Annotated in this window: 22 protein-coding genes, 2 tRNA genes and 2 rRNA genes; 15 read left to right on the forward strand and 11 right to left on the reverse strand. The window is 43.7% G+C overall.

Annotated elements, in window-relative coordinates:
- Positions 1-15 precede the first annotated feature (15 nt).
- The 4 genes from CYCPU_RS0101160 to CYCPU_RS0101175 all read left to right on the forward strand — a co-directional run bounded on the left by CYCPU_RS0101160 (position 16) and on the right by CYCPU_RS0101175 (position 1,912).
- A complete protein-coding gene (locus CYCPU_RS0101160) occupies positions 16-336 on the forward strand; it encodes a putative signal transducing protein (protein WP_015005050.1) in 321 nt (106 codons plus the stop codon).
- A gap of 12 nt (positions 337-348) precedes the next feature.
- Positions 349-534 (forward strand): hypothetical protein, encoded by a 186-nt coding sequence (locus CYCPU_RS0101165; RefSeq protein WP_015005051.1) that lies wholly within the window; start codon positions 349-351, stop codon positions 532-534.
- Positions 535-749: 215 nt separating this feature from the next.
- Positions 750-1,256: a ribosome biogenesis factor YjgA gene (gene yjgA / locus CYCPU_RS0101170; protein WP_015005052.1), complete on the forward strand. Its 507-nt coding sequence runs from the start codon at positions 750-752 to the stop codon at positions 1,254-1,256.
- A gap of 59 nt (positions 1,257-1,315) precedes the next feature.
- On the forward strand, positions 1,316-1,912 hold the full coding sequence (locus tag CYCPU_RS0101175) for a hypothetical protein (RefSeq protein WP_015005053.1): 597 nt from the start codon (positions 1,316-1,318) through the stop codon (positions 1,910-1,912).
- A gap of 26 nt (positions 1,913-1,938) precedes the next feature.
- Here CYCPU_RS0101175 and CYCPU_RS0101180 read toward each other — a convergent pair whose 3' ends face one another.
- Both CYCPU_RS0101180 and CYCPU_RS0101185 read right to left on the reverse strand, forming a co-directional pair.
- Positions 1,939-3,717: an SLC13 family permease gene (locus tag CYCPU_RS0101180; protein WP_016390439.1), complete on the reverse strand. Its 1,779-nt coding sequence runs from the start codon at positions 3,715-3,717 to the stop codon at positions 1,939-1,941.
- Entirely contained in the window at positions 3,707-4,195 is a 489-nt protein-coding gene (locus CYCPU_RS0101185) for a J domain-containing protein (RefSeq protein WP_015005055.1), read from the reverse strand. Before CYCPU_RS0101185 ends, CYCPU_RS0101180 begins: the two co-directional genes overlap by 11 nt.
- A 75-nt stretch (positions 4,196-4,270) precedes the next feature.
- Between CYCPU_RS0101185 and CYCPU_RS0101190 the strand changes: the two genes are divergently transcribed.
- Positions 4,271-4,774 carry a DUF5063 domain-containing protein gene (locus tag CYCPU_RS0101190; RefSeq protein ID WP_015005056.1) on the forward strand — a complete coding sequence of 168 codons (504 nt, stop codon included), beginning with the start codon at positions 4,271-4,273 and terminating at the stop codon, positions 4,772-4,774.
- A 41-nt stretch (positions 4,775-4,815) separates the two neighbouring features.
- Here the strand turns inward: CYCPU_RS0101190 and CYCPU_RS0101195 are convergent, their stop codons facing one another.
- Genes CYCPU_RS0101195 through CYCPU_RS0101205 form a run of 3 tightly spaced genes read right to left on the reverse strand, consistent with a single transcriptional unit; the run spans position 4,816 to position 7,354 of the window.
- The gene (locus CYCPU_RS0101195; RefSeq protein ID WP_016390440.1) at positions 4,816-5,583 is read right to left on the reverse strand and encodes a PepSY-associated TM helix domain-containing protein; all 768 of its coding nucleotides are present in this window, start codon (positions 5,581-5,583) and stop codon (positions 4,816-4,818) included.
- A gap of 3 nt (positions 5,584-5,586) precedes the next feature.
- The gene (locus CYCPU_RS0101200; RefSeq protein ID WP_015005058.1) at positions 5,587-6,090 is read right to left on the reverse strand and encodes an FMN-binding protein; all 504 of its coding nucleotides are present in this window, start codon (positions 6,088-6,090) and stop codon (positions 5,587-5,589) included.
- Between the two features lie 19 nt (positions 6,091-6,109).
- The gene (locus CYCPU_RS0101205) at positions 6,110-7,354 is read right to left on the reverse strand and encodes a porin (protein WP_015005059.1); all 1,245 of its coding nucleotides are present in this window, start codon (positions 7,352-7,354) and stop codon (positions 6,110-6,112) included.
- Positions 7,355-7,519: 165 nt separating this feature from the next.
- Between CYCPU_RS0101205 and CYCPU_RS0101210 the strand changes: the two genes are divergently transcribed.
- On the forward strand, positions 7,520-7,909 hold the full coding sequence (locus CYCPU_RS0101210) for a HesB/IscA family protein (protein WP_015005060.1): 390 nt from the start codon (positions 7,520-7,522) through the stop codon (positions 7,907-7,909).
- A 274-nt stretch (positions 7,910-8,183) separates the two neighbouring features.
- Here CYCPU_RS0101210 and CYCPU_RS0101215 read toward each other — a convergent pair whose 3' ends face one another.
- The 4 genes from CYCPU_RS0101215 to CYCPU_RS0101230 are packed head-to-tail and all read right to left on the reverse strand — an operon-like array spanning position 8,184 to position 10,745.
- Positions 8,184-8,477, reverse strand: a complete 294-nt coding sequence (locus tag CYCPU_RS0101215) for an oxidative damage protection protein (protein ID WP_015005061.1) — start codon at positions 8,475-8,477, stop codon at positions 8,184-8,186.
- A gap of 60 nt (positions 8,478-8,537) precedes the next feature.
- Positions 8,538-8,960 (reverse strand): protoporphyrinogen oxidase HemJ, encoded by a 423-nt coding sequence (gene hemJ / locus CYCPU_RS0101220; RefSeq protein ID WP_016390441.1) that lies wholly within the window; start codon positions 8,958-8,960, stop codon positions 8,538-8,540.
- Positions 8,960-9,466 carry a TlpA family protein disulfide reductase gene (locus CYCPU_RS0101225; RefSeq protein ID WP_020161702.1) on the reverse strand — a complete coding sequence of 169 codons (507 nt, stop codon included), beginning with the start codon at positions 9,464-9,466 and terminating at the stop codon, positions 8,960-8,962. The genes hemJ and CYCPU_RS0101225 overlap by 1 nt, the downstream gene beginning before the upstream one ends.
- The gene (locus CYCPU_RS0101230; protein ID WP_015005064.1) at positions 9,453-10,745 is read right to left on the reverse strand and encodes a chloride channel protein; all 1,293 of its coding nucleotides are present in this window, start codon (positions 10,743-10,745) and stop codon (positions 9,453-9,455) included. Before CYCPU_RS0101230 ends, CYCPU_RS0101225 begins: the two co-directional genes overlap by 14 nt.
- A 72-nt stretch (positions 10,746-10,817) precedes the next feature.
- On the opposite strand from CYCPU_RS0101230, the gene argC reads away from it, so the two are divergent.
- The 4 genes from argC (at position 10,818) to erpA (ending at position 13,504) form a co-directional block, all read left to right on the forward strand.
- Positions 10,818-11,849, forward strand: a complete 1,032-nt coding sequence (gene argC, locus CYCPU_RS0101235) for an N-acetyl-gamma-glutamyl-phosphate reductase (protein ID WP_020161703.1) — start codon at positions 10,818-10,820, stop codon at positions 11,847-11,849.
- Positions 11,850-11,867: 18 nt separating this feature from the next.
- Complete coding sequence (locus tag CYCPU_RS0101240; protein WP_016390444.1) at positions 11,868-12,587, forward strand: DUF6776 family protein; 720 nt, start codon at positions 11,868-11,870, stop codon at positions 12,585-12,587.
- A gap of 80 nt (positions 12,588-12,667) precedes the next feature.
- Positions 12,668-13,102, forward strand: a complete 435-nt coding sequence (locus CYCPU_RS0101245; protein ID WP_016390445.1) for a bactofilin family protein — start codon at positions 12,668-12,670, stop codon at positions 13,100-13,102.
- 54 nt (positions 13,103-13,156) lie between these two features.
- Positions 13,157-13,504 (forward strand): iron-sulfur cluster insertion protein ErpA, encoded by a 348-nt coding sequence (gene erpA, locus CYCPU_RS0101250; RefSeq protein WP_015005068.1) that lies wholly within the window; start codon positions 13,157-13,159, stop codon positions 13,502-13,504.
- A gap of 36 nt (positions 13,505-13,540) precedes the next feature.
- Here the strand turns inward: erpA and CYCPU_RS0101255 are convergent, their stop codons facing one another.
- Together CYCPU_RS0101255 and CYCPU_RS0101260 are read right to left on the reverse strand one after the other, a co-directional pair.
- Positions 13,541-14,641: an anhydro-N-acetylmuramic acid kinase gene (locus CYCPU_RS0101255; protein ID WP_015005069.1), complete on the reverse strand. Its 1,101-nt coding sequence runs from the start codon at positions 14,639-14,641 to the stop codon at positions 13,541-13,543.
- A gap of 6 nt (positions 14,642-14,647) precedes the next feature.
- Positions 14,648-16,066: an OapA family protein gene (locus CYCPU_RS0101260; RefSeq protein WP_026362542.1), complete on the reverse strand. Its 1,419-nt coding sequence runs from the start codon at positions 16,064-16,066 to the stop codon at positions 14,648-14,650.
- 246 nt (positions 16,067-16,312) lie between these two features.
- Here CYCPU_RS0101260 and tyrS point away from each other — a divergent pair, with 246 nt between their 5' ends.
- The 5 genes from tyrS to CYCPU_RS0101285 all read left to right on the forward strand — a co-directional run bounded on the left by tyrS (position 16,313) and on the right by CYCPU_RS0101285 (position 22,759).
- Entirely contained in the window at positions 16,313-17,515 is a 1,203-nt protein-coding gene (tyrS, locus tag CYCPU_RS0101265) for a tyrosine--tRNA ligase (protein ID WP_015005071.1), read from the forward strand.
- 380 nt (positions 17,516-17,895) lie between these two features.
- Positions 17,896-19,433 (forward strand): 16S ribosomal RNA (locus tag CYCPU_RS11640).
- A gap of 58 nt (positions 19,434-19,491) precedes the next feature.
- Positions 19,492-19,568: transfer RNA gene (locus tag CYCPU_RS0101275), tRNA-Ile, on the forward strand.
- A 17-nt stretch (positions 19,569-19,585) separates the two neighbouring features.
- Positions 19,586-19,661, forward strand: a tRNA-Ala gene (locus CYCPU_RS0101280).
- Between the two features lie 208 nt (positions 19,662-19,869).
- Positions 19,870-22,759 (forward strand): 23S ribosomal RNA (locus tag CYCPU_RS0101285).
- The 16S and 23S rRNA genes sit together here with 2 tRNA genes alongside, the layout of an rRNA operon.
- The last annotated feature ends 91 nt before the right edge of the window (positions 22,760-22,850 follow it).

Consider the following 22,850-nt stretch of genomic DNA (forward strand, 5'->3'; position numbering starts at 1 on the left):
GAGGCAGTGTAAACGATGATTAAAGTTTTTACAGCGCAAAATTTTATCGAGGTTGCTTTTTGGAGAAACTACCTCGAACAACACGGGATTGCCTGCCAAATCAAAAATGAGTTTTTAGGGGCCGCTGCCGGAGAGTTACCACCGACAGAGTGTTGGCCAGAGCTTTGGATAAATGATGAACGTGACGAACAATTAGCGCAAAAGTATTTGGCCAGTGATCCACTGGGTGAGCAAGATTTACCTGCATGGAGATGTTCGTTTTGTGGAGAAGAAAGTGACGGACAGTTTTCACATTGTTGGAATTGTGAGAAAGAAAAACCTATCGAGACAAATTAAGGCGGTTAAAAGATGAATATGGCATTGTGGGAGCAATTAGCGTTGGGCGCGGTAGCGTTATTGGTTATTTTTTGGTTTAGACCGGGTATTAAAGCGGCGCTTAAACAAAGTGAAGAGGCGGAAAAGGACTGGGCTGGTATTTTGTTACCCATAGCGGCTGTTATTTTATTTGTTATTTTTTTAGTGCTGACCAGCTAAGGGTGAAAATGTTCGATGTTTGATCGAGTAGTTAGCCGTTATTAGGTCTGTTAAGGGACATGCAGATGGCTTTGTATATAACAAGGCATAAGTAGATGCCTCAAATAAGAATAGGTTTTTATGCTTGGCTTGAACACAATAAAACCGAGTGTATTAAACCAATACACGGTTAATTTGTTAGCATGTCGTTATTATTAGATCAGGTTATATAGTTAATGAATCAAGAAGAAGCAAGAGCAGCAGAACTCATCAGTAAAACTCAAATTAAACGAGAAGCGGATGATTTGGTGGCGCTAGGGAAAAGGATTGCGGATTTGTCGCAAGATCAATTCGATGGCATGCCATTAACGGATGACTTAAGACAAGCCATTGTTGTGGCCAGAAAATTATCTAAAGGCGGGGCGATAAAACGGCAATTTAAGTATATTGGAAAATTGTTACGCAGTACCGATGTTGAAGGGATTAACCAAGCCATTGAACGACAGCTCGATAAAGACAGAGCGGCGACAGCTCGCTTACATATGATGGAGCAATGGCGAGATAAGTTAGTCGAGCAAGGAGATGCAGCGTTGAGCGAATTCTTAGTGAATTACCCACAGGCGGATCGCCAACACATTAGGCAGCTTCAACGAAAAGCGAATCAAGAATTGGAAAAACAAAAGCCGCCAGCTGCTGCACGGAAAATATTTCAGTATATAAAGGAACTGTCGGTTAATGATTAAGAAGCTGTTCAGTTAAGTTCGCTTATAGTGTCCAGATGTTTATAAATAAGGAGAGGGTTATGTTAACTAAAAGATCAACAATGGGTGTTTTGGTGTTGCTTTTTTTATTCTCGATTACAGCCGTGCATGCGGCTAAACCAGAGGGCGAGTTTGTAGGCAAGGCCGAACACAGTGAATCCTTTTGGGAGCGCTGGTTTGGTCGCTCTGAGAAGCTGGATAAAAAGGAGCTCGACGACACGCTAGGCAGTAAAAAAGAAAAACAGAAGCAAAATAAAGATAAAGAAAAAACGAAACATTATTTTACTGAGTCAGAACGTTCTTATATAAAAGATTATTATCGCCGTGATGGTGATGATAAAGCCGATAAAAAGTATAAAAAAAATAAGGACAAACAGGTACCTTATGGTTTGCAAAAGAAATTAGATCGTGGTGGTCAGTTGCCTCCAGGTTGGGAGGCAAAAGTAGCCCGCGGAGAAGTGTTGGATAGCGATATTTTACGATACTCAGAACGTATCCCGCATGAGTTGGCCAGACGACTGCCTACGATACGTGATGGTGAAGAAGTCCGTCGAGTAGGTAATAAAGTGGTACGGGTTTTAGAAGGAAACGGTACAGTTATTGACGTGATTGATCTAGCAGACGTTCTGCTTCGTTAATAAATATTTCTAGTGTCTGGTCGTTATTACAACGGCCAGACGATTAGAATAAGGGGGACAGAGATCAGCGTGATAATAATTTCCAAGGGTAGTCCCATTCGCCAATAATCCCCAAATTGATAACCGCCGGGCCCCATTACAAGTGTATTGGATTGATGCCCAATAGGTGTTAAAAAAGCGCAAGAGGCACCAATGGCAACGGCCATTAGAAAGGGGTCTATATTCACGCCAAGTTGATTTGCAATGCCAACAGAAATAGGGGCCATTACTAGCGCAGTGGCAGCATTGTTGATAATATCGGATAAAAACATTGTGGTTACTAGAATCAGCGTTAAAACCATGTAGATGGGTAACCCTTCAGTGATACTAACGATGCTACTGGCAACCAGCTCGGTAGCGCCTGTGCTTTCTAAGGCGCGACCAACCGGAATCATGCCACCAAGTAAAATAATAATTGGCCAATCGACATCGCGATAAACGTCTTTGCCAGGCAAAAACCCCATGATGGAATATACAAGAATGGCTAAGATAAAGGCTCCTGCCATTGGCAAAATATTGATTGCACCGAGAATAATCGCGCCAATAAAAATTGCCAAAGCTATCAAAACCCGGCGGTGTTGCCCAATTTGAATGCCACGTTCGGCGAGCGGTAATAGATTGAGCCCTGTGAGCATGTCGTTAATTAAACCTTTTTGGTATTGTAGCAATAGGACGTCACCGGCCTGAAAGGTATTGTTGCGTAGGCGTTTGCGAACCACAGATCCTTCTTGAGCAAGGCCGATAACAGCAACTGAATTAGCGGTTCGGCGACGTAAATAAGAAACATCTCGGCCAACCAGCGGAGAAGTGGCGGTAATAACACACTCGGTTAATGCGAGGTCGCCCTCGGTTAAATTATTAAATGTTTTTCCAGTGGCTGTTTGAAATTCTAAGTGTGAATCAGCAAATTTGCTCTGCAAGGTTAACGGGTCGCCTCGAAGGATTAAGATATCGTTTTCTTTAAGCTTATAATTTGGGTTTGTATTAAGTGCAAAATAGTGACCACGAGCAACGCCAACAATGCCAATATCGTTAATTTGAAGGTCTTCAACTTCATTAACAGCAAGGCCAATTAAGGGGCTTTCTGGCATCACCTTCGCTTCGGTTAAGTAACTACTGACTTCAAATAGCTTTTCGGGCTGATTTTCTTCAAATCGTTTTTTTGGTATTAACCGCCAGCCAATTAAGGTAATAAAGGTGACGCCAATGACAGCGATAACGGAGCCAATCGGTGAGAAGTCAAACATACTAAAAGCGGTTCCAGTAATGTCAGCACGATAATTTGCAATGATAATATTGGGTGGCGTACCAATCATCGTGCTCATGCCGCCTAAAATACTACCAAACGCCAAGGGCATTAAAACCATCGCGGGTGATCGGCCGTGCTCTTTAGCGGTGGCAATGGCAACTGGTAGTAATAAAGCAAGCGCGCCAACATTATTCATAAAGGCAGAAAAAAAGGTGACAAGAGCCGTTAATAAGGCAATATGAATGATGGCGTTACCAGTGTGGGGTAATAAGTAGGAGGCCACAACATCAACAACGCCGGCATTCTTGAGTGCTTGGCTGATAATCAACACAGCGGCAACGGTAATAACAGCTGTGTGCCCAAAGCCTGCAAACGCCTCATTAGGGGTAACAAGGCCAAATAATAGAACAGCAGTCATGGCTGTTAACGCAACAATGTCATATCGCCATCGTCCCCAAGCGAATAAAGCAAGGGTTACCGTTAAGATGGCGAATATTATGCTTTGATCATGGTTCATATTCTTTTAAAAGTAAGTTTTTGGCTTGGTTGATTTGACTCGCTAAGGTTTCGGAACCGCCTTTGTCGGGGTGTACTTTCTGCATGAGTCGTTTATGTGCTGCAATAATGTCTTTTCTTGAAGCGCCGGGCTTTAAGCCCAGCATAGTGAGGGCTTGTTGTTGATTCATTGCTTGCGCTGAAGGCGGTGGGGTGTTGCCCTGAGCTTTGCTTTTGGTGGATTTTATTATTTTAGCCATACCAAGCAGGCGTAAAATATTGGGCAGCTGCTTTGCAATAAGTGGAATGGCGGAGCCAATAAAGGCAAAGATAATATTTAGTTTGCCGGTGACAGCAAGAAAGATAAGCCCGAGACCTAACAACAACCAAAGTGATTTTCGAATAGTGGCAGCAACGGTTTCAGCGGGGGTGTTGAGGAACCATCGGACGAGATAGATGGCACCTAAAGCAACGGCAATAACTAAGAGCAGGCGAATCATACGAGCGGTAAATTTATTTGTAGCATTATTTTATTAATTCACGGTATTTCTTCTAATTTTGTCTAAGCTTACTGTGTGCGAAACGAAAATAGAAATAAAATCTCAAAACAAATCCAAGAACTGCCGGAGGATGCAAGACGGTTTTGTTTTCTAATTGAAAATATAGATGAGTTTGAGGCGCAAAACTGGCTGACTCAAATTAGTTTGGTTTTGCCAAGAATTCACGCCGTTATGGAAGTAATCGATCATGCAAATAATAGGGCGGAATGCTTTTTTGCATTATCTGATATTGATGAGCGCTTCGAGCTTTTCTGCCACCTTAAAAAATCATTAGGCGAGAAAGACGGTTATGAAGTAGGTGAGGAGTTAATCCATAACGAACTGTATGGAAGCCTGTCTGAAGACTTGGCCGACCTTTACTTCGAAATTAAACGGGGCTTAGATATTATTAATTGCGGCCAAGAGAACTTATCTGTTGCTTTGAACCTATGGCGTGATGGGTTCTTTCTTCATTGGGGGCAGCATTTGATCGATGCTGAGCGACATTTGTATCATTTACGCGTCCACCATCAAATATAAAGCTGTTGGATGGGTTAGTTGTAGTAAGTGCTTGCTTACTTTTAGTCACGTTGGCGGTGTTTTAGAGATTGTCGTATCCAAATAATAACCCCGGTAAAAGCTAAAAATATAAGAATAACTGCGATTAAATCAAACAATAAAACCCCGTAGGCTCCAAAAAAACGGCCACTATGTATGTCTAGCATAAAGGTTTCCAGTGAAATAATGTTTGATTTATAGCGTTGGTTGATGGCCTTAAGTGCAGTCTTTGATAAAGGTTCTTGGCTGGCCCAGTGTAGCTGTTCGTCAACGGTAGTTTTTTGAAAACTCAATGCCTCAGTGAGTCGATAAATTTGATCGTTTGCAAGCAAGTGTATTTGCTGATCACTAGTAGACCCTATGCGATTAATATTAGCGGGGACTCCGTTGAGAGTGCCCAATGTTTCAACGAGCTGGTTGTCTGCGTCAATCAGCAGTACCGTATTGGTTAATGCAATAAGTAAAAAATCATTAAATTCAATGGCACCAGCTAACATGCTGTCTATTGCCATAGCCTCATTCGAATTGATGAATAATAAATCATCGGCCTGTGTGACGGTATATTGCTTTGTTTTGAATTGTCGGGTCCAAGTAGGCGCTTGGATGTTGTAATTGTCTAATAGAAAATTAGAGCTAAGGTGTTTTTTTTTTAGCGCCAAATCATCGGTGTGGTTTAACGCAATACCGCTGAGGCTAATAAAGATGACAAACACAGCAGCTAAGAGCCCCGTGTAGCGATGCCAAAGGTATAAGGAACTAAATTTTTTTCGGCGATACCTTTTGTTGCCCATGATTTAAAGTTGTTGTTCGAGGTAAAGGGCTATTCTAGCGACTTTTTTTAGGGCTCGTACGGATAAAGTGGCACCAGAGATGCCATCGATATGTTTATCAAGTTGTTGATCTTGGTTGATGCCAACATTATCGAATTGGCGAGTAAAGAACGTGTGTTTAACTTCCCAGCCTCGTGATTCTCTAAAGGTTAATACTTTGAGTTGTTGTATTTTTCCACTCTCAATGACGACGCCGATAGTAATGGGTTTTTCTTTGCCAACTTCGTCAAGTATCCACGCTGTTTTTTCGCCATCTTGCCAATATTTTACGCGGATAAACGAAGGCTTATGTTGCAAAAACTGAGTGATGACTTCTTTCTTATCTTTCGTTAGCCAAACCGATGATAAAGGGGGGGTGTTGCCTTCAAACACTTGATTGAGGAAAGCCTCAGGGGTCTGATAGACCCCTTTGGCGATGGCTGCTTGAAAGAAAAAAGCAGCGGCAAATAATAAGGCAATCCTTTTCATGGGTTTTTAAGTAGACCGATTAAAACTGATAGCCGATGCCGAGGTTAAGTCCATTTTGCTCTTTACCATCATCATTATTTTGGTATTGATAGTCGGCTTTAATGACAACATCTTCATGTGGCCAGTAGTTTATACCAACGTCCCATTGTTCCTTTTCAGTATCTTTAGCGGTGCCAGAGTTGCTACCTGCATAATTATCCCATTGGTTGAATCGAGCAAATATACCAAATTTTTCAGATAAACGGAGAGATGGCTCAACGTAGAAACCTTCTTGTTTGTCAGCGCCGACTGCTTCAACAGCGTAACCATCAATATCCCAAGCAGCATATAGAGCCTTGACAGTGAAGGGGCCAGTAGACCAAATAGCATGGGTTTCAATTAAGTTACCGCTTTCTAGGCCTGCTACTAAGCCTTGACCCATGTTTTGTTGGTGTTGAGCTGATACTGCAAGTTCAAGACCTGGGATGCCAGTGTACTTAATACGTGCGGTAGCAGCCGGATCATTCGCTTTTGCTTTGCTAACTTTTTGACGACCGCTGCGGATACTGAAACCATTATCAACATTAAGGCCAGAATGGATATAAGCGTCATAGCTAAAGCCTGCGCCTAGTTCACCATGAGCACCTGCACCTGCTGCCCACCAAGTTGCTGGGATAATGTTTTTTTCGATGGGGTTACGTTCTGTGCCGTAAAAAGTAGGTGGCTCATGAGTTTCGTTGATAATACCGACAGGTAGTAAAAATAAACCGGCACGTGCGGTGTGGTTATCATTGAGGTCGAAGTCTATATACGCTTGTTCTAGTTCAACTTCACCGTCTTTGCCGTCTCCTGAAAGGCTATGTTCAAGCTCTAATTCTGAGAAAAAACGAATATCATCGGTAAACTCATGGCCAAAAAATAGAACAAAACGGTGGAAGTCAATTTCATCTTTATCACTAGCACCACCTTTGCCTGAAAGGTTGTTGTAATGTAATTCACCATAACCGCCAATGCTGGTTTTGTCTGCCCAATCAGCTAGTTTTTGGATACCACTGGCACTGTCAGCAATAGATTCTGTCGCGATAACAGCAGCTTCTACCTTGTCGTTGGTTGTGGCAACAGCATCTCGCAATTGGGAGTTTTCTTGTTCTAATTGTTTATTTTTTGCTTCCAGTGCATCGAGCCTCTTAGCAAGGTCTTCAAGCGTTAATGCCGATGCCTGTGGGGCAGCAAGAACCCCCAACAAAAGCGCTAAGCTACCTGACTTTTTAATACTGTTTTTCATGATAATCTTTTCTCTTAGAAAGTTAAAAATTAGGGTGAGAGGGAATCTTAATACGAATCATTCTCATTAGCAACCAAATAATTGTCTGCTTTAATAATTAACAGGCGGTTTGATGTCATTTCTCGTATAATGATGGGGTATAAATATATTTATAAGGAGTTAACGATGGGTGCAGCAGGTTCATTTAATTCAGTTTTATCGGCAGCGGATATCAATATTAGCGAGGCAGCTGGTGAAAAGCTTTCCGAGTTATTCGCAGAGGTGGGTGATGAAATGGATGCCATTCGTATTTTCGTATCAGGTGGTGGTTGTAGTGGCATGTCATATGGCATGACATTTTCTGATGAAAAAACACCTTATGATAGCGTATTAGATTCGGGTGATTATAAGGTGTATGTGGATTCAGTGGCCTTGAATTATATGCGTGGCGTTGAGATTGATTTTATTGATAAAGGCATGGGCGAAGCGAGTTTTGTTTTCAACAATGTGTTTGCGGCAACAGGCGGTTCAGGCGGCTGTGGTTCATGCGGCTCTTCTAGTGGCGGTTGCAGCTAAAAAACAGTCGGTCGTTTAAAGCTTAGAGGTGCCGCTTAGTTTTTAACGTTGTATCTGTTTTTTTATAAAGCGGCGCTGATTCTTAATTAAAAAACCTAAAGCTAGGCTTTAGGTTTTTTTTTATGTTGGCTTCGAACTCGCTGCAACTTGTACGTTGGGCGGCTGGTTTTTACTGAGGGGTATCAAGGCTATAGGTTGTTTAATGCAGCCTATAGAAAGTTAGATAACGATTTAAAAAATAGCCATTTCTCAGTCTCGGGGTTAAGAGTGAATCTTATGAGTTTTTAGGCGGTGTCGTAGCCTCATGAAAACCAGCTGGAACATGCCCCATTTCACCTTCATTGAAGAAAAAGCCTTTCATGTGTTTCTCAATCACTTGAATGCTTTCCACATCCGCGGTACTTAAACCATTTTCATTGATAATCATTGATAAGCGCTCGAGCCATAATGCCCAGCCTTCTTTGGATACGTTTGCCAGAATGCGTTCACCTAGCTCACCTGGATGGGGAGCACTGTCTAAGGCTTCGGATTCGGTTTTAAGGACGACACATTGAACGGTGTTAGTCATAAATAGGCTCTGGAGTTAATTTGAAAAAGATTATACAAGGCTTAATACGGAAGTGCAGGTCTAAAAAGGTTTAACTGTCGCCAAAATTACAATGCCAACCAAAAATAACACGGGTAATTCATTCATCCAACGAAAGTACACGTGGCCATGTTTATTACGATCGTGCTTAAAATCAAGTAGCCACTTGCCACAATAAACATGGTAAATACACAGTAATGCAATTAATGTTAATTTTACATGCAGCCAACCTGATTGGCCAAACGCAGCCCAGGCATAGTCTGTCAGCATTAAGATGCCAAAAAGCAGGGTAAGGACCAGCCCCGGTGTCATGATGCCAAAGTATAATTTTCGTTCCATCAGTTTGAAACGCTTGTTGCTGGTCTCATCATCGCTCATGGCGTGATAGACAAATAAGCGAGGCAGGTAGAATAGGCCAGCAAACCAGGTGACCATGAATATCATATGTAGCGCTTTGTACCACATTAGCTTTTAGCCAATAATTTATCGAGCTGTTTTCGCATCTTTTCCTCATCGAACAGCCCAAGCTTGTGTAAGGCGATAGTTGAATCGGGTGCGACTAAAAAGGTAGTCGGTGTTAAACGAACATTACCAAAAGCTTTCGCGACATCGCCTTTCGGGTCTAAAGCAATAGTGTATGGAAGAGACTTCGCCTGTGTCATCGCGATAACATGCTCTGGGCGATCATGCTTCATAGCAATAGCGATAATAGACACACCTTTATCAGCATAATCTGCATGGATCGCTTTTAAATGAGGTATTTCTTTAATACAGCTAGGGCAATCGGTGGCCCAAAACGTGATTAAAGCAGGTTTGCCATTGAGTGAGGTGGTGGCAATTTCTTCTCCGTTTATGGTGCTTATTGAAATGTCAGGAACCTGATTGATGGCGCCGCTATTGAAATACACCAAACCGGCAAAACCAATCAGTAAGATGGCTAATATAAATTGGAAGGATTTATTTTTGTTCATTGGGTTTTGCACTAAGGTAGTTTTGAGTTAACCCTTGATATAAAGCTATAGGGCAAATTAGTTTAGATGTTCCGTTGGCAATAAAGGCTGTAGCCATCATTGGCAATAATAAATCATGTGAGTTAGTCATCTCCATAATAATGACAAAGGATGTTAACGGTGCTTGTAACATGCCTGAAAAATAACCTGTCATGCCTAAAAGAATGACAACTGAGACAGGGGCAATTGGCAGCCACTCAGCTAGGTTGGCTCCAATGCCTGCGCCAACCGAAAGGGATGGTACAAAAATACCAGCAGGAATGCCAATAAAAAAGGTGGCTATACTGGCGAGCATTCGCATCAAAGGGTATTCAGATGACATGCTTTGAGCATTGAATAGATAGTTTTTAGTTTCTTGGTAGCCCGTCCCTGCAGTTGCACCCTCAGACAGGTAGTTAAGAATAGAAATAATGATGCCGCAAATAAAGGCAATTTTAAGGGGTGATAAGTAGTTTATAGATTTTAAAAAAGGCCCGCCTTTAAGAAGGATTAAACTAAAAAGGCCGCCCATAAACCCAGTAGCAATACCGCAGACAGGAATGATGAGCCAAGCTTTTCCCCAAGGAAAGGATGTTGGATAGTTGTCCAAAAACACATATTGCCCATGGAGAATTAAGGCCGTAGCACCGGCAAAAATAACGGCAGTGATAATGAGCCCACTGGTTTTCTCCTCAAGTGAGCGCCCCATTTCTTCGATGGCAAATACAATGCCAGCCAATGGGACACTAAAAAGTGCTGCAAAACCGGCGGAGCTGCCAGCTAAAATGAGTCCGCGTTCTAAATAATGAGGTCCAAAGTTAGCAAACCGCCCAAAGTAAGTCATCAAGGCGGCGCCAATGTGTATAGCTGGCCCACCTAAACCAACAGAAGCGCCGGCAAAAATACCGCCAATACTAAGGAATAGTTTACCAACAAGGATTCGAAAGCTAAGTAGTGGTTTGTTAAGGCCGGCTTCTGAAGGTTCAAGCGCTGCTTTAACTTGCGGGACACCGCTACGTTCTGAGCCAGGAAAAAAAGTAAAGGTGACCCAAGCAAGAAAAGTAAGGAGGATAGGTGTAAATAAAAAGCTGTAGATCAAGTATTTTTGATGCAGCTCTCTAAATAATGTGCTGACCAATTCACTTCCGAAAGTTAAAGCGACCGATGACAAGCCTACAAAAATAGCGCCTAACCAGAAAACAAGGTGAGTTTTCCAAGCAGAGAAAAGCGTAAAAATTTGCTGAACGTTGGGGTTTGCCATTCGACTAAGTATATCAGACGATGCTAGTGTAAAATGTGCTGATAATAAGGATTAATATAAAGAGGCAGAAGTGTGATAAAAGCAGGTATTGTAGGTGGAACGGGTTATACCGGTGTGGAGTTGCTCCGGTTGCTAGCGATACATCCACAGGTGGATGTTCAGGTAGTAACATCGCGGGCCGAAAAGGGTTTGCGTGTTGATGCTGTGTACCCAAATTTACGCGGGTTTAATGATTTATGCTTTGTTGCCCCGGTTGTTGAAAATTTAACAGCATGCGATGTTGTGTTTTTTGCAACACCTAATGCGACAGCTATGACGATGGCGAAAGAGTTATTGGCTGCTGATGTCAAACTAATAGATTTATCAGCTGATTTTAGGTTGAAAGATGTTGCGGTTTGGGAAAAGTGGTATGGCGCTAAACATGCTTGCCCAAAACTACTTGAGCAGGCAGTGTATGGCTTGCCTGAAACAAATCGAGAGTTGATTAAACGTGCAGATTTGGTAGCTAACCCTGGCTGCTATCCAACGGCTACGCAGTTAGGTTTTTTACCGCTTCTTAAGGCAAATGTTATTGAAAGCTCAATGTTGATTGCCGATGCGAAATCAGGCGTGAGTGGAGCTGGTCGTTCTGCCAGTGTTGTCGGTTTAATGAGTGAAAGTGGTGAAAGTTTTAAAGCATACGGTGTTCCGGGGCACCGACATTTACCTGAAATTTCTCAAGAATTGAGTCATCTGTCTGCATCACCGGTTTCGCTAACATTTACACCTCATTTAGTGCCAATGATTCGAGGGATACATGCCACGTTGTATGCGCCGCTAAAAGAAACGGGGATTAACTTGCAAGATTTGTTTGAGACGTTTTATGCTGATGAGCCCTTTGTCGATGTATTACCTAGTGGTGCGCATCCGGATACAGGTGATGTCCGTGGCACAAACCGTTGTCAAATCGCTGTACATCAGCCTCAAGGTGGGCAGGTTGTTACCGTATTGTCGGTGATTGATAATTTAGTGAAAGGGGCTTCAGGGCAAGCTGTTCATAATATGAACATTATGTTTGGCTTGGATGAAAAAACGGGCCTAGATCAAGTAGGTTTATACCCCTAAATAGTATAGGTGCTTTTAATGGTTCGTCACCAATGTCCACACCCTTATCATCAAACGCAGCGCAGGCGGTTAATCGAAAAAACGGCGTTGTTTATTGTTATTGTGCTGCTGGCATTGTTTTTTGTTTTAGGGCGACTATCGGTTAAAGATGTTAAACAATATCAAGCCGATAATGCTCGATTAAAAGAATCTGTTGTTAAGTTAACGAAGGCAAACAAAGCTCTTGTGAAACGGCTCGACTTTATTGAAAGCTCGAAGGTAATCGATGCGCAGTCTCAAAAAGATGCAAGAAAATCATTGGTTAAGCTGCACGAAGAATTAAGCGATACAAAGGAGCAGTTGGCTTTTTATCAGCGGGTTGTGGCACCAGAAACGTTAATTAAGGGGCTATATATTGATAGTTTTGATATCAGGCCGCTCGATGAAAAAGGTGGTTATGACTATGAACTAGTGTTGGCCCAAGGCACGAGCCAGAAACAAGTGATTAAAGGCCAATATACGTTTTCAATAGTAGGTGACTGGCAGGGGGAAGAAAAGGAGTTCCTGCTAGAGGATTTGTCTATAGAAGGATTGAAGTCTGGTAATTTTTCTTTTAGGTATTATGAGTTGCTAACAGGTGAAATTAAGTTACCGATTGGATTTATACCTAAGACAGTAAGCATGATTATTAACCGCTCGAAAAAAGGCTCCAAGCCAATGCAAGAGCAGTGGCTTTGGCAAGAGGTCGTTAGTGGCTAAAGGTTGAGAATTAGGAGCTAACGCCTATCTGGGATAGACTAGTATGCTAAATTAAAGAAATAAAGTTAGAGGTTGAAAGAATGTTTTCTTCAAATACAAAAAAATTGAAAGAGATTAATACCACTAATGTATCCACTATTATTGGGGAGGGTACGGTTGTTCAAGGAGATATTGTTTACACTGGTGGGCTGCATATTGATGGTCGCGTTGTCGGAAATGTATCGGCGGAAAACGGTTCAACTGCAACGCTTACGTTGAGTAAGCTGGGTGCTATACATGGGAATGTTAATGTTCCTATAGTCGTTCTTGATGGAGAGGTTCAAGGTGATGTGATAGCGTCCGAAAGGGTGCAAATGATTGCTAATTCTCGAGTGACAGGCAATGTTCAATATAACTTAATTGAAATGGAAGTAGGGGCAGAGGTGAATGGTCAACTCGTGCGCCAGCAAGATGCGGCTTCCAATATAACAGCTATCGGTTTGCAAGAAGAACCTGTGCAAGACGAACTTTCTTAATTGAAAGTGTACTAACCGTATAGTGAATAAATTTTAAATAAAGAGGCTCTAAATATGACAACATTTGTTGCAGAAGCGGATATTAATTTCACAGACAGTGCGGCACAAAAAGTGGCTGAGCTGATTAAAGAAGAAGGTAACCCCGAGTTGAAACTTCGGGTATATATTTCTGGTGGTGGTTGCTCGGGTTTTCAATACGGTTTCACCTTTGATGAAACCATGGCTGAAGATGACTTTGGCATAGAAAAAGATGGTGTCGTTGTAGTGATAGACCCAATGAGTTACCAGTACCTTGAAAAAGCAGAAGTTGATTATAAAGAAGACCTACAAGGTTCGCAGTTTGTTATTCGTAACCCAAATGCAACAACAACTTGTGGTTGTGGCTCATCATTTGCAGCATAGAAACCTGTTGCTTTATTAGTTACTAAGTTATTCAGTTTAAGCGGGGTAAATAGAGCCCAAAATAACGGCTTTATCGGCCCCGGTAACCGATGGCAGGTTACCAGTTTTTCCCTCAAGCGCCCGTTTAGCAAGCCATGCAAAGGCACTGGCCTCTACCCAATCAGGGTGAAGGCCGTGAGCCTCCGTTGAATCAATAGGTAGCTCAATTAAATGGCGAAGCCTTGTCATTAAATAGTCATTATGTACGCCGCCGCCGCAAACTAAGACGTTATCAACGCCTGGGAGTTGCGTTAGGCTTTTTGCAATGCACTGGGCCGTTAATTCGCATAAGGACGTCAGCGTGTCGATCGTACTGCCGGGGTGTCGCTCTAAGTGTGAAGCCAGCCAGTTAAGGTTGAAATATTCAGGCCCTGTGCTTTTAGGGTAAGGTCTTGCGAAGTATGGGTCGTCCATCATGCTGTTGAGGAGGGGGGTATTAATACGTCCAGCTTTGGATAACTGTCCGCAATGGTCATAGGGTCTTTCAAAGTGCTGCTGACACCATTGGTTCATTAGTGTGTTTCCAGGGCCGCAATCAAATCCAATAATAATGTTAGTTTGGTCTTTATTAAGATAGCTGACGTTCGAAATACCACCAATATTGATAATCGCTTGATTATCGTGCGCTGATTGAAAAATAGCTTGGTGAAAAGTAGGCACTAACGGAGCGCCCTGACCACCTGCTGCAATATCGCGTCGTCTAAAGTCTGCCACAACAGTAATTCCAGTTTCTTCAGCAATACGGTTGGCATCACCAATTTGCAGAGTAAAAGGCGGGGTGCTATTAGGGCTATGGTGTATCGTCTGCCCGTGTGAGCCAATAGCAACGATGTCGTGAGGGCTTAGGCTTGTATTGTGTAGCGTGTCTTGCACGCATTGAGCGTAGAATTTGCCAAGCTGGGCATCTAATGTCCCGAGTGCCTCATAAGAGATGTGAGTTTGCCCGCAGGCGGCTGTTATATCGGCTAATAATACAGCTGGGTATGGCTTATAGTAACTTGAGAAAAGACTTGGCTTGTCATTGCTAAAATCAACAATAGCAATGTCGACACCATCTAAACTGGTGCCTGACATGATGCCGATATACAGTTGTTTCACGCTGTTTTATTTAAGTGCTAACTGAGTCTTTTTTGCGAGCGCTAATTGCGCTAAAAGAGGAGATGTCTGATTTTTGAATTCAGCCAGCAAGTTTTTATTGATTGGTTCAGCCGCGGGGAATTTAGTAGTTAAAGGATTCCGGTGAACGCCATTAACTCTAAGCTCATAATGCAGGTGTGGTCCGGTTACTAACCCTGACATTCCAACATAACCGACGATTTGCCCTTGTTTGATGTGTGAGCCTTTTTTGTAACGACCATATTTAGACATATGTGCATAAAGTGAGCTGTATTTTTGTCCATGTTGAACGATTACGACGCGGCCATAACCGCCCTTTATACCACGGAAGATGATTTTGCCGTCCCCAGTAGAACGGATAGGTGTGCCTGTGGAGGCCGCGTAGTCAACACCCTTATGTGCGCGAATCCTATTTAAAACGGGGTGTTTTCTACGCAAATTGAAATGTGAGCTAACTCTTGCAAAATCGATAGGGTTGCGCAAAAAGGTTTTACGCATGCTCTTTCCGTCAGGAGAAAAATATTCAGTATTGCCGTCTTTATCAGTAAAGCGAACAGCTTGATATTTGTTACCGCGGTTTATAAATTCAGCAGCTAAGATAGGGCCATTCTCAATACGCTTCCCATTGATGGATTTGGATTCATATAGCAGGCTGAATGAATCTCCTTGTCTTAAGCCTTGAGTGAAATCAATGTCCCAGCCGAAAATATTAGCAAGCTCCATGATTGTTTTATCAGACACCCCAACTTGTTTGGCATCATAAAAAAGTGAGTTATTGATATCTGCGGATGCTACAGCGTGAGAAACTTCCACTGGTTTTTCAATAACCGTTGCAGCAAAGTCATTATCAATGGTTTCAATGCGAAGGGTTTTTATTTGGTCGAGGTCGTATTCCAAAGAAACGCACTCGCCATCTGCATTTTGTGCGAAACGTAGTGTTTGCCCCGGTCGAATCTTTTTTAAAGCCTGTGTTTGTTCGCCAAGCTGAATAATATTATGTAGCGTGGTGGCTGAGTAATTCAGGTGGTTAAATATTTTAGCCAAACTGTCGCCGGGCTTAATGGTGTACTCTTTCCATGAGATTTTTTCTGAAGAGCCTGTAATTTTGGCAGTGTTTGTTGGAGCAGTTAACGGCGCGGTTTTATGCTTAACAATTGATAAAGTAGGCGCAGAAAAATCGTCTGATGATCTCTCTGGTAAATCAATAGAGACTACATGTTGATTGTTAGTTGGCTTGGTAGATAAGCTGGCCTGATTGGAATCAGTAGCATTTTTGAAATAAAGCGCAATGCCCAGCATAACTATTGTAGTCAGCAGCATGGTGATAAGACGTGCTTTTTTGCTGTTATAGCGACGAGGGCTTATCGGTGTTTTAAAATCACGATTTATTAAGCTAGATTTCATCATAAAAAGGTTAGTGTTAAGGGTTATGTAAAAACAAAAAAAAGCTATAAAAAGCGTAAGCTTAGACATTGTATAGCAAGTAAAGTGAAAAGTATAAAGCCCAATTGTGACACGAGTAACCCTTTCATTGAAAGTAATGAAATTGTGACCGGAAAGAACGTCCTACAGAGTCAGTCTGGGTGAGAAAAAGTTGATTTATATTTGATATGCAGTATCTTGCGCCTTTTATACTATATATAGGGAAGATGTGTGAGTGAAGCTATAAAATTGCAATTAGCGCAGCTAAAGCGCGGATCTGATGAAATATTGGTAGAGTCAGATTTTGATAAAAAAGTAGCCTCGGGCAAAAAGTTAAGAATAAAAGCTGGTTTTGACCCTACGGCCCCAGACCTGCATTTGGGCCACACGGTACTTATTAATAAGCTAAAACAGTTTCAAGATGCTGGGCATCATATATTGTTTCTTATTGGCGATTTTACTGGCATGATTGGCGACCCAACGGGGAAGTCAGCAACGCGGCCGCCGTTGACCAAAGAAGAAGTCATACAAAATGCGGCTTCCTATACCGAGCAAGTTTTCAAGATTCTAGATCCTGACAAAACCGAGGTAGTGTTTAACTCAACATGGATGTCAGAATTTAATGCAGTAGATTTAATTCAATTAGCAGCCAAGCATACTGTCGCGAGAATGCTAGAGCGAGATGATTTTAATAAACGCTATACCGGTGGTAAGCCTATTGCTATACACGAATTTATATACCCATTAATACAAGGGTATGACTCAGTAGCATTAAAATCGGATGTTGAACTCGGTGGAACAGACCAAAAATTTAACTTATTAGTGGGTCGCCAGCTGCAAGAAACATATGGTCAATCGCCACAAGTGGTGATGACAATGCCAATCTTAGAAGGATTGGACGGCGTACAAAAGATGTCAAAATCACTGGGTAACTATATAGGCATCAATGAGGCGCCGAACGATATGTTCGGCAAGATCATGTCCATTTCTGACAGTTTGATGTGGCGTTATTTCGAATTGCTTAGTTTTAGGGAGATGGATGAAATTAATGAATGGAAAGCCCAGTGCGAAGCGGGTAAAGAAAATCCAAAAAACATAAAAGTTAAATTGGCGTTAGAAATAGTTGAGCGTTTTAACGATGAATCATTAGCAAAAAGCGCACAACAAGAGTTTGAATCTCGATTTAAACATGGCCAGCTTCCAGAAGACATAGAAAGGATAACTATAACAAGTGCAGGAGAGCTATTATTGGCTAATGTTATGAAGGATGCAGGGCTAACAAAAAGCACATCGGAGTCCTACCGCATGATAAAGCAGGGGGCAGTAAGAGTTAACGAGCAGAAGATTAATGATAAAGGTACGATGCTTGGGTTGGGAGAGGAGCACTTAGTGCAGGTAGGGAAAAGGAAATTCGCAAAGATAACAATAGCTTAGTAAATAAAGTTGAAATAAGCGTTGACCAATGAAATTAGGTCCCTATAATACGCAGCTCTTCTAGCAAAGCAGCCGAATCATTAAGCTGAAAAGCAAAGAAGAACAGTAAAAAGATCCAGATATTTATTAACGAAAAAAGTTAACAAATAATTTGCAAAACGAAAGCAAATGGATATAATAGCTGGCCCGGTTCAGACCAAGTTTGAATCAGCTCTTTAAAAATTTATCAAGTAATTTGTGTGGACACTTGTGTTGATTGTTTAAGTTATTTAAAAAATAATCAATATAGGTTGAACACACTTAAGTTTTAAAATTTAAGTAATACGTTTAATTCTATATTGAGCAAGATCTAGACCTCCTTTTAAGAGGTCGAAAAATATAAACTGAAGAGTTTGATCATGGCTCAGATTGAACGCTGGCGGCATGCCTAACACATGCAAGTCGAACGGAAACGATGCTAGCTTGCTAGCAGGCGTCGAGTGGCGGACGGGTGAGTAATGCATAGGAATCTACCTAATAGTGGGGGACAACCTGGTGAAAACCAGGCTAATACCGCATAATCCCTACGGGGCAAAGCAGGGGACCTTCGGGCCTTGCGCTAATAGATGAGCCTATGTCGGATTAGCTAGTTGGTGAGGTAATGGCTCACCAAGGCAACGATCCGTAGCTGGTTTGAGAGGATGATCAGCCACACTGGGACTGAGACACGGCCCAGACTCCTACGGGAGGCAGCAGTGGGGAATATTGCACAATGGAGGAAACTCTGATGCAGCAATGCCGCGTGTGTGAAGAAGGCCTTAGGGTTGTAAAGCACTTTCAGTAGGGAGGAAAAGTTTAAGGTTAATAACCTTAGGCCCTGACGTTACCTACAGAAGAAGCACCGGCTAACTCCGTGCCAGCAGCCGCGGTAATACGGAGGGTGCAAGCGTTAATCGGAATTACTGGGCGTAAAGCGCGCGTAGGCGGTTAAACAAGTCAGATGTGAAAGCCCCGGGCTCAACCTGGGAACTGCATTTGAAACTGTTTAGCTAGAGTGTGGTAGAGGAGAGTGGAATTTCAGGTGTAGCGGTGAAATGCGTAGATATCTGAAGGAACACCAGTGGCGAAGGCGGCTCTCTGGACCAACACTGACGCTGAGGTGCGAAAGCGTGGGTAGCAAACGGGATTAGATACCCCGGTAGTCCACGCCGTAAACGATGTCAACTAACTGTTGGGCGGGTTTCCGCTTAGTGGTGCAGCTAACGCAATAAGTTGACCGCCTGGGGAGTACGGCCGCAAGGCTAAAACTCAAATGAATTGACGGGGGCCCGCACAAGCGGTGGAGCATGTGGTTTAATTCGATGCAACGCGAAGAACCTTACCTACCCTTGACATACAGAGAACTTTCTAGAGATAGATTGGTGCCTTCGGGAACTCTGATACAGGTGCTGCATGGCTGTCGTCAGCTCGTGTCGTGAGATGTTGGGTTAAGTCCCGTAACGAGCGCAACCCTTATCCTTAGTTGCTACCATTTAGTTGGGCACTCTAAGGAGACTGCCGGTGATAAACCGGAGGAAGGTGGGGACGACGTCAAGTCATCATGGCCCTTATGGGTAGGGCTACACACGTGCTACAATGGCCGGTACAGAGGGCCGCAAACTCGCGAGAGTAAGCTAATCCCTTAAAGCCGGTCCTAGTCCGGATTGCAGTCTGCAACTCGACTGCATGAAGCTGGAATCGCTAGTAATCGCGGATCAGAATGCCGCGGTGAATTCGTTCCCGGGCCTTGTACACACCGCCCGTCACACCATGGGAGTGGGTTGCAAAAGAAGTGGGTAGGCTAACCTTCGGGAGGCCGCTCACCACTTTGTGATTCATGACTGGGGTGAAGTCGTAACAAGGTAGCCCTAGGGGAACCTGGGGCTGGATCACCTCCTTTCTATAACATGAACGTTGCATAAGTGTTCACACAAATTACTTGATATACACCCGAGCTAGGGTCTGTAGCTCAGTTGGTTAGAGCGCACCCCTGATAAGGGTGAGGTCGGTGGTTCAAATCCACCCAGACCCACCACGCTCATAATACTATTTGGGGCCATAGCTCAGCTGGGAGAGCACCTGCTTTGCAAGCAGGGGGTCGACGGTTCGATCCCGTCTGGCTCCACCAATTCAATAAGCCTTCAAAGAGGGTTTATTGAATTGGCATTAGTGTTGATAGCTCTTTAACAATTTAGAAAGTTGTACATGTATTTTTTAGCCCCTAGTTGGCTAGAAAATATATAAGAAGTATAAAACGTGATATCGCATGTTTTATACTGCTTAAGTAATTCATAATGAACGTTATTTACAGATATATAGCCTTTTTGGGGTTATATGGTCAAGTGAATAAGTGCATACGGTGGATGCCTAGGCGACAAGAGGCGATGAAGGACGTTGTAGCTTGCGATAAGCTTCGGGGAGGTAGCAAACAACCTTTGATCCGAAGATTTCCGAATGGGGAAACCCGGCCATTTTTAATGGTCACCTTATACTGAATACATAGGTATAAGGAGCGAACCTGGGGAACTGAAACATCTAAGTACCCAGAGGAAAAGAAATCAACCGAGATTCCCTTAGTAGCGGCGAGCGAACGGGGACCAGCCCTTAAGCTCTATTTGTGTTAGTGGAACATACTGGAAAGTTTGGCCATAGTGGGTGATAGCCCCGTACACGAAAATGCATTTAGAGTGAAATCGAGTAGATCGGGACACGTGATATCCTGATTGAACATGGGGGGACCATCCTCCAAGGCTAAATACTACTTGTCGACCGATAGTGAACCAGTACCGTGAGGGAAAGGCGAAAAGAACCCCTGTTAGGGGAGTGAAATAGATCCTGAAACCGTATGCATACAAGCAGTGGGAGCACCTTCGTGGTGTGACTGCGTACCTTTTGTATAATGGGTCAGCGACTTACTTTCAGTGGCAAGCTTAACCGTTAGGGGAGGCGTAGGGAAACCGAGTCTTAATAGGGCGTCATAGTCGCTGGGAGTAGACCCGAAACCGGGCGATCTATCCATGGCCAGGGTGAAGGTGAGGTAAAACTTACTGGAGGCCCGAACCCACTTATGTTGAAAAATGAGGGGATGAGCTGTGGATCGGAGTGAAAGGCTAAACAAGCCCGGAGATAGCTGGTTCTCCTCGAAATCTATTTAGGTAGAGCCTCGCATATCACTGTTGGGGGTAGAGCACTGTTACGGCTAGGGGGTCATCCCGACTTACCAACCCGTTGCAAACTCCGAATACCAACAAGTGCAATTGCGGGAGACACACGGCGGGTGATAAGGTCCGTTGTGGAAAGGGAAACAGCCCAGACCGTCAGCTAAGGTCCCAAAATGATACTCAGTGGAAAACGATGTGAAAAGGCACAGACAGCCAGGAGGTTGGCTTAGAAGCAGCCATCCTTTAAAGAAAGCGTAATAGCTCACTGGTCAAGTCGGTTTGCGCGGAAGATTTATCGGGGCTTAAGTATCATACCGAAGCTACGGATGCGTGTTTACACGCATGGTAGAGGAGCGTTCTGTACGCCTGTGAAGGTGAATCGAGAGGTTTGCTGGAGGTATCAGAAGTGCGAATGCTGACATGAGTAACGATAATGGGGGTGAAAAACCCCCACGCCGAAAACCCAAGGTTTCCTGCGCAATGCTAATCAGCGCAGGGTTAGTCGGAACCTAAGGCGAGGCCGAAAGGCGTAGTCGATGGACAACAGGTTAATATTCCTGTACCGCGTATAACTGCGATGGGGAGACGGAGAAGGCTAGATCAGCATACTGTTGGATATGTATGTTTAAGCATGTAGGGCGAGTTCTTAGGTAAATCCGGGAACTCATTAAACCTGAGATGTGATGTCGAGGACTCTACGGAGTCCGGAGTGATTGATGCCATGCTTCCAAGAAAATCCTCTAAGCTTCAGGTTATAGGCGTCCGTACCCCAAACCGACACAGGTGGGTGGGATGAGAATTCTAAGGCGCTTGAGAGAACTCTGGTGAAGGAACTAGGCAAAATGGTACCGTAACTTCGGGAGAAGGTACGCCCTCTAGGTGACGCGACTTGCTCGTTGAGCTCAAGAGGGTTGCAATAAAATGGTGGCTGCGACTGTTTACTAAAAACATAGCACTCTGCAAACTCGTAAGAGGAAGTATAGGGTGTGACGCCTGCCCGGTGCCGGAAGGTTAATTGATGGGGTTATCTTCGGAGAAGCTCTTGATCGAAGCCCCGGTAAACGGCGGCCGTAACTATAACGGTCCTAAGGTAGCGAAATTCCTTGTCGGGTAAGTTCCGACCTGCACGAATGGCGTAACGACGGCCACACTGTCTCCACCAGAGACTCAGTGAAATTGAAATAGCTGTTAAGATGCAGTTTACCCGCGGCTAGACGGAAAGACCCCGTGAACCTTTACTATAGCTTTGCACTGAACTTTGAACCTATTTGTGTAGGATAGGTGGGAGACTTTGAAGCAGGAACGCCAGTTCTTGTGGAGTCATCCTTGAAATACCACCCTGGTATGTTTGGAGTTCTAACCCAGGTCCGTTATCCGGATCGGGGACAGTGTATGGTGGGTAGTTTGACTGGGGCGGTCTCCTCCCAAAGAGTAACGGAGGAGCACGAAGGTACCCTAAGGACGGTCGGAAATCGTCCGCTTAGTGCAATGGCATAAGGGTGCTTGACTGCGAGATAGACACATCGAGCAGGTACGAAAGTAGGTCATAGTGATCCGGTGGTTCTGTATGGAAGGGCCATCGCTCAACGGATAAAAGGTACTCCGGGGATAACAGGCTGATACCGCCCAAGAGTTCATATCGACGGCGGTGTTTGGCACCTCGATGTCGGCTCATCACATCCTGGGGCTGTAGCCGGTCCCAAGGGTATGGCTGTTCGCCATTTAAAGTGGTACGCGAGCTGGGTTTAGAACGTCGTGAGACAGTTCGGTCCCTATCTGCCGTGGGCGTTTGAGAATTGAGGAAAGCTGCTTCTAGTACGAGAGGACCGAAGTGGACGAACCTCTGGTGTTCCGGTTGTCACGCCAGTGGCATTGCCGGGTAGCTACGTTCGGACGGGATAAGCGCTGAAAGCATCTAAGCGCGAAGCCTCTTCCAAGATTAATTCTCACTGATTCTTTAAGAATCCTGAAGGGCCCTTGAAGACTACAAGGTTGATAGGCATGGTGTGGAAGCGCAGTAATGTGTGAAGCTAACATGTACTAATTGCCCGTGAGGCTTGACCATATAACACCCAAAAGGGTTGTTATTTAAATAACTAACATTATGAATTGATGTACAACTTTCTAAATTATTGCAGAGAATATCTCTGATGCCG

The organism is Cycloclasticus pugetii PS-1 (assembly GCF_000384415.1).
In the GTDB taxonomy this organism is placed as follows: domain Bacteria; phylum Pseudomonadota; class Gammaproteobacteria; order Methylococcales; family Cycloclasticaceae; genus Cycloclasticus; species Cycloclasticus pugetii.